The sequence below is a fragment of the Alkalihalobacillus phoenicis genome, assembly GCF_047302405.1.
Lineage (GTDB): Bacteria > Bacillota > Bacilli > Bacillales > Bacillaceae_D > Alkalihalobacillus.
The window spans coordinates 634,859-647,727 of record NZ_CP154853.1 but is presented as its reverse complement, the minus strand read 5'-3'; the positions used below and the strand labels follow the sequence as shown (position 1 = coordinate 647,727).

Below are 12,869 nucleotides of genomic sequence, written 5' to 3'. Positions count from 1 at the left end.
AACGCTAAGTTCGTGCCATCCTGACGCAACGCCTTGTACCCACGTCCTGTGGGCAGGGCGGCTTTTGAAGACGTTCTTTGTCTTCATAAAGACGACCGATTTTTCTCGAGCTTCTAACGGACGTAGCTAGGTTAATTAGGGTTGGTTCGAAACTGGAATGTACAAAATTTGTCCTTCTTCTACTTGTTCTTCCTTTAAGCGGTTGAAACGAATTAAAGTACTTGTTGGTATATCATAGCGCTCGGCAATTGAATCAAGTGACTCATTTTCTTGGATAATGCACATTTTCCATTTCGAAAATCTCTCTTCCCCTTTTGTGAGCATTTTCGTTAAATAAAGAGCATTTTCTTCTTTACGAGTTTTTTCTTCCACTTCCACTTCACATTCTTCCTCAACATGCACGTCTTCCACTAGCTCTTCTTCCTCTATGATCGCCGCTGGGCTCGAACGTGCATACTCAAGTTCAGGCTCGACCTCGACAACTAGTGCTTCCTCTTCTATTGGCTTTATTTGCACAACAGGCTCTTCCGGCGTTGATTGTTCCTTTTGAAACGATGGATTGTTTTGTGCATCTGGTTCCTGACTCACCTCTTGCACAGGTTGCTCTTCCTTGTTAGCTACAGGTGTGTTTTTCTCTTTATATAAATATTCCAATGGTTTTCTTTCTTCAACGGGCTTTAACTCCGGCTCTATTTTCTTTGCAACTGGCGCTTCCTCTTCCTCTTCCTCTTCCTCTTCTACTTGTGCTTCTTCTTTTTCAAAAACAGGTGGACTAATTGGATCTGGCATTTCTTTTTCCTCTACTTTTCTCGCTTCAAAACTAAAGCTTGTATCTTCTAAAGAATTCTCTGAAATGGCTTCTGGCTCTATTTCTAGCTCCTCATCTTCCTCACGCACCTCTTCTTCTTGATGCGTTGCCATACCACTAATGCCAACATCGGCGGTCAATTGAATACAACTTTTCTCAGGCAAGTCATAATCAAACGACTCGACCTCAACAAAGACATCATCAAGATTTTGAATACGGCTTATTGGAATCGTCACATCAATCGGAAAAAAGTGCTTAATTTCTCCTTGACCTTCCTCCGTTAATTGAAACTCTTCAACGGACCGATATGAAATTTGCTCCTCTAGTGGCTGTTCCGGATCTAACTCAGAATCCGCTCGACTAACCGCTACATATTCCCCTACTAACCTTAAACCACCTTTAATATAAACATGCTGATTGTGCTCTTCAATCGTAATCTCCGGTTCTAAAGACATCGACAATACTTCCTTCACTTCTTGACCTTTATTCAACCAAACAGATTCTTCAATTGAAAAAGACAATTTAGATGGATGTTCCTGTGTCATCGTACATAACCTCCCTTAATTCATCGTACAAATAAATAGGTTCGAAACATGATAAGTTCACAATAACACTCTATGACAAGTATTCAGAGATTATGATTGCTAAGCGAAACATTTCTTCTTTATAAAGGGTAATTAATTGCCCTCTTAATACCATTCGTTATCCAAACAGTCTAAATGCTAACTCAAAAAAGCCCCCAAATAGGAAGGCTTTCAACTCATTAATCCTTATGTTTCCATCATTTATCTCATGACTATTTCAATCCCGTTGTCGCAATCCCTTTCACGATGTACTTTTGACAGAAGATGAATAAAATAAACTGTGGTAATAACGAAAGTGATGACATCGCAATTAATGGTCCCCAAGCTGTCATCGCATCAGGATCCATAAAACCTCTTAACCCTAAAGCGACCGTATACAACCTGGTATCTTGTAGGAAAATTAACGGAGAAAAGAAATCATCCCATGTCCACATAAAAGCAAAAATCGTTACCGTTATGAGGGCTGGTTTACATAAAGGTAAAATGATACGCCAAAAGATCCCAAAATGACTACAACCATCAATCGTTGCTGCTTCATCTAGTTCTCGTGGGATACCACGAATAAATTGAACCATCAAAAAGATAAAGAAAGCGGATCCCCCTAAAAAAGCCGGGACAATTAATGGTAAGAACGTATTCACCCAGCCAATATTATGAAAAAGAATATATTGTGGAATAATGACGACTTGAACAGGCAACATGACCGTACCTAACAGGCAAGCAAACCACACTTTTTGAAACTTAAACTTTAAACGAGCAAACCCATAAGCAACTAAACTCGAAGAAATTAAAGTTCCGATAACGACAAAGGAAGTGACAATCATCGAATTTTTAAAAAATAAATCAAAACCAAAGTTACCGTAACCTTCCCAACCAATTGAGTAATTTTCCCATTGAAACACAGAAGGTATTAGGGAAGCTGCATTATGAAAGATTTCCGCTTCTGGTTTTACAGAGCTAGCAAACATCCATAAAATAGGGTAAATCATCAAAAACCCAAGACCAATCATGAATGTATGATAAAGAACGGATGATAATCTTGATTTTTTATCTAGCATTATGATTTGCCTCCTTCTGACTCATAATAAACCCATTTCTTACTCGTAAGGAAAATAATCGCAGTAAATGCTCCTATAATTAATAAGAGAACCCAAGCTAATGCTGAAGCATAACCCATACGGAAGTATTCAAACGCATTTTGATAAAGATATAGGGCGTAAAGTAATGTTCTATCAATCGGGCCTCCTGCAGTTATTAAGAAAGCCTGTGTAAAAGTTAAAAACCCATTAATAATCGCAAAAATGAGGTTAAAGAAAATAACCGGTGTCAACATCGGCAACGTAATGTTGAAAAAGGATTGAATTTTATTAGAACCATCAACCGCTGCTGCTTCATATAACTCTTGTGGGATTTGTTTTAATCCAGCTAAAAAAATAACCATCGGTGAACCAAACTGCCAAACAATTAACAATATTAAAACCGATAACGCATAATCAGGATGAGCAAACCAGTTATACCCTTCCACTCCAAACCACGAAAGAACATGATTTAACGCCCCTTCACGGCCAAAAATTTGCCTCCAAATGACAGCTACTGCAACACTACCACCGATAATCGATGGAACATAATAAATTAAACTATAAAACCCTGAGCCTCGATGGCCCGTGTTCATTAACATGGCAACAGCTAAGGCAAAAATTAACCGAAGTGGCACAGCAACAGCCACGAAGATAAGAGTCACTTTTAAAGTCGTCCAAAACCTTGGATCATTCGTAAACATCCGTATGTAATTGTCAAAACCTATCCATCTAGGAGCACTCAATAAATCATAGCTCGTAAAGGATAAATAAAGGGAATAAATCATGGGACCTACGATGATTGCGATAAATCCAAAAAGCCAAGGTGAAATAAAAGCATAGGCGACAAGATTTTGCCTAAGGTTTCTTTTTTCTTTTGTCATCGTCTTAATAGCTTTTTCCTTTTGCTCCAGATTAGGAAGACTACTCATAACCAAACCTCCTTAAATATAAAGCGGAGCCTGTTCGCTCAGAGTGATAAGGATCAACGCTAAGTTCGCGCCATCCTGCCGCAACGCCTTGTACCCACGTCCAGTGGGCACAGGGCGGACTAAAAAGTCGCTTTTTGACTTTATAGGACGACCGATTTTTCTCGAGCTTCTAACAGGCGCAGCTAGATTAGAAGTAGAAGCCACCTAAATAACTCATCATCTAAATGACTTCTACTTATTATTGTTTTGTTCTATTGTCGACTAATAATATCAAGCATCTCTGCTTTGTAACGACTCACCGCATCTTCTGGTGTAATCACTCTATAGAGTAATTCCATAAAGATTCGATTGAAGGCATCATCTAATTCACTTCCAGATGGTGGCGGTGGTGGCGGTGCATCTCCAGCGTATTCACCAATTAAATCAATATAGTCAAATTGTTGCTGGACGGTTTTCTCGACACTGCTGAACATATGTTCACGAATTTCAGAGGAAATCGGTACACCTCTATCCCCTTGCAAAATATCGTTTGCCTCTGTACTATTTGTCATCCAATCCATAAACTTAACGACTTCTTCAGGGTGATCCGTATTTGGACTCATCGAATATAATAAGGAAGCTCGGATATAAGCTCCTGTTTCTCCCGTCGGTCCTGAAGGCAGAATCGTCATTTCTAAATCACGGTTCGCTGCTTCTACAACCGCAACGATTTGGTTACTATGAATAATTTGCATCGGTGCTTGTTTATTTACAATTAAATAATTCTCAATCGTATCTGAAGCTTCATTCACATCTGCAGGAGGAACGACACCATCATCTTGTAACTCAATCCAGAAATTCATAAAGTCAATGAATAATTGATCATCTTCCCAACCTAAATCCGTTCCTTCTTCGTTATACAACCATTCACCTTGCTGTAATAACCAAGTACCTAATGCCCGAGAGTGGTTAACATCAATATAAGTCCCATATATATCTAATGCTTCTGATAATTCACGGGCCGTATTGGCAAAATCGTCCCACGTATATCCAGGCTCCAATATTGGGACACCAGCTTCCTCAAACATAACCGGATCATAAACTAACGCGAACGCATTACTACCAGTACTTAACCCAACTAACTCCCCTTGAAAATAACCAGGATCTAAATTACTTTGGTCAATATGGTCTACATTAATTTCTCCAGAGTCAACATATGGCTGCAAATCAGCTAATTGATCTCGGCTTCCATACATCGGCAACCAACGGTCAACCATTTGGAAAATATCTGGTGCATTTCCCCCCGCCACTTGAGTAGCTAAACGATCAGCGTAATCGTCAAACCCTAAAAACTCTGGTGCAATCGAGACGTGTGGATTTAAGTCTTCATATACTTCAATAAGCTCTAATGTACGATCATGTCTATCTTGATTCCCCCACCATAAAAAACGGAGTTCTACATCACCCTCATCATCACCAGCAGGCTGATTTTCAGACTCACCTGATGAGTCTGAATCACTACTATCATTTGTACCGCTGACGTCATCCGATCCATTCGAACAAGCTACTAATATAGAGACAAATAACAACATAACCAACAATAATACCGTTTTAATTGACTTTGACATTTTTCTCCCCCTTATTTAATAAATAAAAGAAAACGCCTTCATTTTGTTATACAAACTTGTTTCTCGATTTTCTTTGATACCTACCCCCTATTTATCTAAAATATTTTTTTCACCTTATTGGAAATCTGTTTGCAGTGACATCCTATTCCGTAAAGGTTAAACCTAATTTATACGATCGATGAAGATAACGTCTACAATCCTTATAACAGATGAGTGTAAACGCTACCAAAAATATCGCTACATTCAGTAAAAACTAATAAAATGAATACATATATAAGGTAATGATTGTTTCTTTCCGGCTATAAGAAGCTACTGAACTATTGCGACTTCTCTCTTCCATATAAAAAAGCTTGTCGACAGTCCCCGGAAACGAGACTTCATCGACAAGCTAAGCGACTAAGAATTTAAACCTTTTGCTCTTTTAGAAATGGCCTAATCTTTTATTTATGATTGACTAAATGTCTAGACGGCCATTCTTTTTTCTTTTCATAAATAAATGAATCAGTATCCCCATACTCATTAAGAGGAAACCATATAGAAGAAATTGATAATGTTGAGTAGCTGTGTTTGGTAAGCCTTGCTCCTCTTCTACCTTCTTTCCTGTTCCACCTTTTTTATCGTCGTTATTCTCTTTTGAGCCACCTTCATTTTTTCCACCAGCATTGACATCATCATCAGACTGTTCATCTTGTCCCTTTCCAGGTAATTTGTCTACTGGCTTTTTATCCTCTCCCTTTTTATCTTCTTTTTTCTCATCCTCTTTTTTCTCTTCCTCTAGCTCATCTTCTTTTTTCTCATCCCCTGGTTTTTCTTCCTCTTTCTCGTCTTCTTCTTTCTCATCCCCTGGTTTTTCTTCCTCTTTCTCGTCTTCTTCTTTCTTTTCCTCTTCTCCTATTGCTGGAAGTGCTCCAACATGGGCTGGGTCTTTCCCTGCTGTATTTAAAAAGCTATCTACTGTTAAGCGTAGGAAGTCTCCCCAGTCGATGGAACCATCCTCATTTCGACTATAAAATTCTGGTTCAACAAGACTAGCAAAATCCGCTTCTTTTACCACTTCACCTTTACTATTCACTGATTGAGTGCCATCAAAGAAGAAGTTGGTTTCATCGACATTACCTGAAATAAAATCAGGGACGGCCTCTGCCGTATTTGTTCTAAAGGATAAATTGTTCTTAAATGTCCCTTGCTCCTCAGGTGAAAAATATGGATTTAACCTAAAGATGAAATTAAATCGCTCATTATCAAACGAGGTATTATTTTCGATGACTAAGGCACCTGGGTTAAAGTTATCTGTAAATCCGTCCATGCTATTATGAAAAGCAAGATTATTTTTCACAATATGGGCGACTAGTAACCCTTCCCCACCGACTTTAAAGCCATTCCGATTCCCATAAGCAATATTGCCATCAAGGAGGACTGGCATATTCGGCCCTTCATTAATTCGGTTATATAAATCCCAACCATCATCAACGTTATCATGAGCAATATTCCCTCTAAACACATTCCCTTCACCAACACCTAATTTTGCCGCAAACCCATCTGCATCAATTTGAGATACATCTTCATTATGATGGGAAGTACTGTTTAACACGAGGTTATGCTTTGGCCAATCATTTGGATCGGATCCATCTCCTGTAATATGAAGGCCCGTATTGCCATTATAACTAAAGGTCATCATTTCAATTATATTATGATCCCCTTTTAGCCTCATACTCGTTGCTGCTGCTCTTGTTAGTTCAATCCCATAAAGATGCCAATAATTCGCTTCGAGGCGAAGAATTTCATTCAAACTTCCTTGACCATCGATTACAACTTTCTCTCCATTATAAGGAACGATCTGTTTTCTTTTTCCTTCTTCACCGCTATACTCTTCACTAATTCTAATTATGGAAGAAGGGGTGTATGTGCCTCCACGCATAAATATCGTTTCACCAGGAAGTACATATTGAATCGCTGTTATTAAATCTAATGGCTCCTCAATCGAACCTGTTCCTGAGCTCGTTCCTTCAGGTGAGACAAATAGCCCTTCTCCACTAGTAAATAGTTGCTTTGTAACAGCAATTTCTCTCGTGATCGGCTGATCCGTTGGAGCACCCTCCGGAATATAAGTCACTTTAAAATTCGTTATTTCATTTTCTAGCTCGGCTTTATATTCAAAAACATCATTCGCTTTAATCTCTGCCTGACTAATCACTTCCTGCTCATCTTTTGTAATCGAAATCGTGCCCTTGTAATTAGCTAGAATCTTTAAATCATAATCAGTCGCTCCCGATTGTGGGGCTGAGACGATATTCATCGCTGCATTAGCTAAAGGCTCCTCCACGACTGGCGACTGAACCGTATTTGCTTCACTTAAAGTAATATTTGCATTTTCTACACGAATTTTTGCATTTCTAGCCGCATAAAAACCTACGTTCATCTGATTTGAATCAATAACTTGAACGAGATCCGCCCCTTCTACCTCTTCTTCAAAGCTGACCACCTCACCTGTATGAGTTGTATAGGTCGTTGAAAGAATAAAAGAAGTATCGGTTCTTTCAAGCTTCATTCGGATCGGTGTGTTTAAATTCGCGTTGTGATTATTATTTGTACTAAATGGTGACATTGAGAACGTTGAACCGAAATTACCCCAAGGATTTAAAACTCCTGTTCGACTAATTGGAGCAACTCGTACTTGCTCTTTATTCGAGCCATTTACTCGGACAGCACCAACTCCGAATATGTTCGAGGCCGCTGGTACCTCTTCAAAACCAAGTAACATCGGATCTTGGCGTGCTCCACCATTCACATCCCTCACCATAATTCCCGCACTATCTTGCGTGCTTGGACCAGCATCCGTCTCAGGTCCAAACTGTTCGACATAAATATCCGCTTCTAGGACAAAATTATGGGCGTCCGGATCTAAAGTCGTATAGAAAAAAGTTAGTCCGTCGTGACCAGCAGCAATTTTACCACCACGGCTTTCTAATATGATAGACTCTTCAATCGTTCCTGGAACAGCTGGTTCTGCATAGTTTGTTCCTACTTTTTCAGGTAGCACATTTGAATTAAAGTTTAAATCAGTCGACTGACCGAACGTAATAGCCTCCCATACTAAATCAGGATTCTCTGAACCTTCATTAGAAAGAAGATATTTAAAGAAATCTCCCCAGACGATATTTCCGTTATCATCTTTTTGATTGACGATTGATGGTAAATCATAAGGGTTTAATGGCAAGGCTGGCTCTGAAATGATAAACTGGTCATCCGTTAACGTTTGCGAACTTGAATTGGTTGATTTCGTTCCATCGAAATAGAAATTATTTTCACCTGTTTGTTCCGCTGGATATCGATCCCGATACGCAGAACCAGTCCGCTCACTTTGATAAGATACGATTCCATCTATCGTAAAATCAGGTGTAATATGATCGTAAGTGGAAATGTGTAAATTACCTTCCTGATTGTTATATACGATGGAATCTTCAATAATTAAACCTGGATTACTATTACTCGTTATGCCGTATTTCCCATTATTAAAGGCAAGACTATTTCGTAAAATATGAGGAACATGAACACCCTCTCCTCCTAATTTAAAGCCGTTTTTATCACCGCCTCCACCCGTTCCATTCGTCAAAATCCCATTGTTGAAGGCAATGCTATCTTCAATTAATACGACACCTATTGGACCAGAGCCAACTTTTGTATATAAATCATACCCATCATCGACATTGTTATGGGCTACTAAACCTCGTAATATATTCCCTTCACCGACCGTCAACTTAATTGCAAAACCATCGGCATTATTTTGAGCAGGATCCATATTATCAAAAGCAATACTATATTGAATCAAGTTATTCGAAGGCCATTCATGCATTTCAGTGAGTGAATAATCAATTCGGCTCATTTGGAAGCCTGAATCACCATTATTATAAAAGCGACTATACTCAATGACATTGTCACTACCAGCAAGATGGTACCCTTTTGTATTACCAGCCGAGTTAGTGAAATCAAGCCCCGATACATGCCAGTAATTCCCTTCATGAAGCATCCCATCTGAAGTGCGGTCAAAATCAAACACAGGTCTTGCCCCTTCATCCGCCACTAAATATTTCATTTCTTCAGCCGTACCGTCATTGTATCGTTTAATATGGAGGGCTGATTGGCGAACATAATGCCCATCTAGAACGATGATCGATTGTCCAGGTTGAACAAAGTCAATCGCCGTATCAATGTCTAGTGGATGACTTCTTGTACCATCCCCTTGACGATTCCCTTCTGGTGAAACATAAATAGGCTCACCTTCTGCAAACGTATTATGAACGACTGTGAAATTCTGAATAACTGGATTATACGACGTTAAATATTGTCTATCATCTGGGATTAAAGTGATGCTAAACGTCGTATCACTCTTCTCATTTAATATCGTAGGAAGATCGATTACCTGTCCTGCTTGTACTGAAATTTGTTTAGAATCTCCACTTCCCCCTTGCCTAACATTTAAAATACCATCCACATTCGACCTTACTTTTAAATCATAATCGATCAATGGTGTTTTATTTAATGATAGTACCTCGATCGCTGGTTTTATTGGCTCCAAAGGAGGTTCTACTTTTGGTGCATCTGTAGCCGCGGCGGTGACTGAAAAATCAATATTATAAACTTCAATCGTTGCTTCACGTGCTGTATAAAACCCAACATAAATTTTCTCATCTTGAACATTCAAAATTTCAGGTTCAAAAATAATCTCTTCATACGCATTGTTTAATTTTCCGACAAAACCACTATTCGTTTTCGCTAATGTTAAACGATAGTCTTGTTCTGGATACGTATTTTCCAATGAAGGGCGTTCCTCTTTTAACATCACCCTCTGAATGTCTTCACTGCCTTCACCATCAGGGGCAATGACACCTGTTCTTGCAAATAATTGAGTTCCATTTGGCCAAATCGTTCGACCAGCAAAACCACCAACAGCGGCTATGTTGGAAGAAAATACAGCCGAATCATCTGGTTGACCGATCGCATCTCTGGCCATGATACCAAACGACTCTTGTCCATCATGAGGGGTTTTCGCATAGTGAATGACCTTTATATCGGCTGACAATTCAAAGTTATCTTCGTTTGCATCAATCACGGTGTAATAATACGTAATCCCGTCATGATCCCCAGTAATTTTTCCCGCATTTTGACCTGTCGAAGCTTCAAGCTTGATTACTTGTTCTTCAAGCTTTCCATCTTGTAACACTTCCCAAATATTTCGGTTCGTCCCGATGGATTGCCCAAATCTAATAAACTCCCAATCATATTCAACTACCTCTCTAATCGTCACTTTTAATGTTGTAGAAGGCATACTTGTGTCGTACGGCTTGATATTAATTGAATAAGTTCCAGGCTCAGAATTATCAAACATTGACAAATCAAGTTCATATAAATCTTCAGCTAAAATCTCTTGGTCGAAATTGTCATAGACTTTAGATACCTCTAATCCTGCTCGTTCAAAGCTTTCACCAATAGAATAAGTGGTTTTCGGATAATTGGTCACTTCGATTTTAGCTAACTCTCTTTCCTTCACTGTCACACTAAACGTCACTTCCACATCTTTGTGAGAAATCGTTAATTCTTGCTCACTAGGTGCCGATGTATCTAATGCTGAAACAGTAAATTCATCTCTTAAGAGTCGAACACTAGAACCGTCATCATATTTTGCATAGACGACCAATCCACTTAAATCTAATTCATCCCCAATAAAATAGACCGTTTTCTCTGGTAAACTTTCAATCTCTAATGCTTGTAATTTTGTATCCTTCACTTCAACATTGAAACTAACTGATTTTTCTGGTGTTTCCGTTGAAATGACTTCTACTTCAATCATTCCAGCATGTTCAAAAACAAAAATATCATCGACTATAGTCGCTTCAGGAATCGAAAAAGTGTAGTCATCCGGAGTAAGCTCCTCTTTTAGCCCTGTATTATAATGGGCTTGTACTGTAAAACCACTTGCATCAAATTGATCTCCTAAATAATAAGTCGTTTTCGCTGGATAATAAAGAATCTCTAGCTCTTCAACAGATAAGGAAGCAATCGTCAAATCAATCGTCGTTTCCAAACCATTAAAATGAATCGTTACCGTATTTGGACCTGCATTGCTACTATCAAATCCTGTTACAATATATTCATTTTGGGAAAGCGTTTCTGTGCGTTCAGCCCCATTTGAATCGCTCCAAGTGGTCGTCACGACTAACCCGTTTAGGTCTAAGTTTTCACCAATTAAATAATCGGTTTTCATTGACGATGCATTCGCATTTAACTGTGTTGGTATTCGTGCATCGGTTTTGATTTCAAAATGACTGAAGGTCACTTCTGCATCCCTTGCGACGTATAATCCGGCAAAGAGCGTTTCACTAAATAATTCTTCTTGAACAAACACGTCCCTTTGTCCATTAGTCGTAACAACATAAACGTTACCTGATTTGCGAATACTCAAGTCATAAACCTCACCAGCTGAAGGCACACGAACATCAAAAGGCGCCAGCTTGATTTGTGTCCCCGTACTCGGTGCTGTTCCCGTTACACTATGTTTATAAAATCCTTTCATCTCATTTGTATCAAGAGCTCCGACGGCGACATAATTCGAACTTTGCGTTGCCGAACCTACTTCAAACTGGTCGCGGATCATGACTCCGAACGATTTTTGATTAGGTGTCGAAATGCTACTATCTGTATTAAAGCTGTTTACAGTTGCCTTAGTTGTTATTTCAAAATTTGAATCTGCTGGCAATTGTTTATACAAATAAGAGACACCTTCATCATTGCTTGCCACCTTTCCACCTGCTGCAAATAAAGTGACCGAGCCACTTTCATGAAAAGTGGGTTCAGGATTTCTTTCCTCACTTGTATTAGAACCAAATTTTTCAAATTCCCAATCACCTGTTCCAATTGTCGGTTGAATCGAGAGCTCTACGTTACTAAAAGTAACCGTTGCATTTCTAGCGACGTATAACCCAAGATAATTCAACTCCTCATCATATTCGATGATTTGTGTATCATTCCCGACCGAAAGAGTATAGACATTACCTACTTTTCTAATCGTTAGGTCATATGTTTCATTGACTTGTGGCTGACGTGCTGAAGTAAATTCATAACCATCCTTCGTCTGTACACCAGGCTCATTTCCTTCTTTAAAGCCATTCTTATAATAGGCTTTCATCTCTTGGTCCAAGGCACCAAGAGCCAAGTAATTTCCGGTAAAAGAAGCTAGTCTCTCATTATGTAAGACATTACTTCTTAACATTAAACCAAAAGAAACTTGATTATTGGCTGTCCATGATTCTACATGAGCGGTTGCCTTGAACTCAAAGTTAACATCAGGCTCTATTTCTTTAAAATAATAAACGAACCCTTCTGTCGCCGCAGAGATTTTGCCACGGTCATTGGAAGCGCGTAACGTCACATCACCTGTTTCATGTTCCATAATCGAAAAATTCTCGACATTTAAATCATTTGTGCCCGTATCGCCCATGACACTACCATTCCAGTCACTATTAATTTGTATCATTTCATCTTGAGGCTCGGCGGCTGAAGCAACCATTGTGAAATTAAAATTAGAAAATATTAGAACAACAATCATCCAAATTGACAACCAACGTTTTCCTTTTTTCATTTACTTTTTCCTCCATTATTTTTTTCCCTCAAAATGTTCAGCCTACGTTCAAACTCTTTTTCACTACTCACCTCACTTTAAATTGAATTAGAAACATTTGACCTAAACGGATAGTCGTTACATCAACCCAAACGTCCTAATTCATTGATAAATAAACCGTAACGTACAAAACAAAATTACGTCTATAATCCTTAGTGCAGATTCATGTAAGCGGTATCAATTTTTA

At 38.9% G+C, this 12,869-nt stretch carries 5 protein-coding genes; all 5 read right to left on the bottom strand.

Features of this window, described 5'->3' with window-relative positions; translation table 11 throughout:
* Window positions 1–135: 135 nt before the first annotated feature.
* Window positions 136–1,353: a stage VI sporulation protein D gene (gene spoVID, locus AA0017_RS02870; protein ID WP_413379350.1), complete on the bottom strand. Its 1,218-nt coding sequence runs from the start codon at window positions 1,351–1,353 to the stop codon at window positions 136–138.
* A gap of 251 nt (window positions 1,354–1,604) precedes the next feature.
* Window positions 1,605–2,450 (bottom strand): carbohydrate ABC transporter permease, encoded by an 846-nt coding sequence (locus tag AA0017_RS02865; protein WP_413379348.1) that lies wholly within the window; start codon window positions 2,448–2,450, stop codon window positions 1,605–1,607.
* The gene (locus AA0017_RS02860; protein ID WP_413379347.1) at window positions 2,450–3,400 is read right to left on the bottom strand and encodes a carbohydrate ABC transporter permease; all 951 of its coding nucleotides are present in this window, start codon (window positions 3,398–3,400) and stop codon (window positions 2,450–2,452) included. The genes AA0017_RS02865 and AA0017_RS02860 overlap by 1 nt, the downstream gene beginning before the upstream one ends.
* A 251-nt stretch (window positions 3,401–3,651) precedes the next feature.
* Window positions 3,652–5,007, bottom strand: coding sequence for an ABC transporter substrate-binding protein (locus AA0017_RS02855; RefSeq protein ID WP_413379346.1), 1,356 nt, complete (start codon window positions 5,005–5,007; stop codon window positions 3,652–3,654).
* Window positions 5,008–5,461: 454 nt separating this feature from the next.
* Window positions 5,462–12,643 carry a bacterial Ig-like domain-containing protein gene (locus AA0017_RS02850; protein ID WP_413379344.1) on the bottom strand — a complete coding sequence of 2,394 codons (7,182 nt, stop codon included), beginning with the start codon at window positions 12,641–12,643 and terminating at the stop codon, window positions 5,462–5,464.
* Window positions 12,644–12,869: the final 226 nt, after the last annotated feature.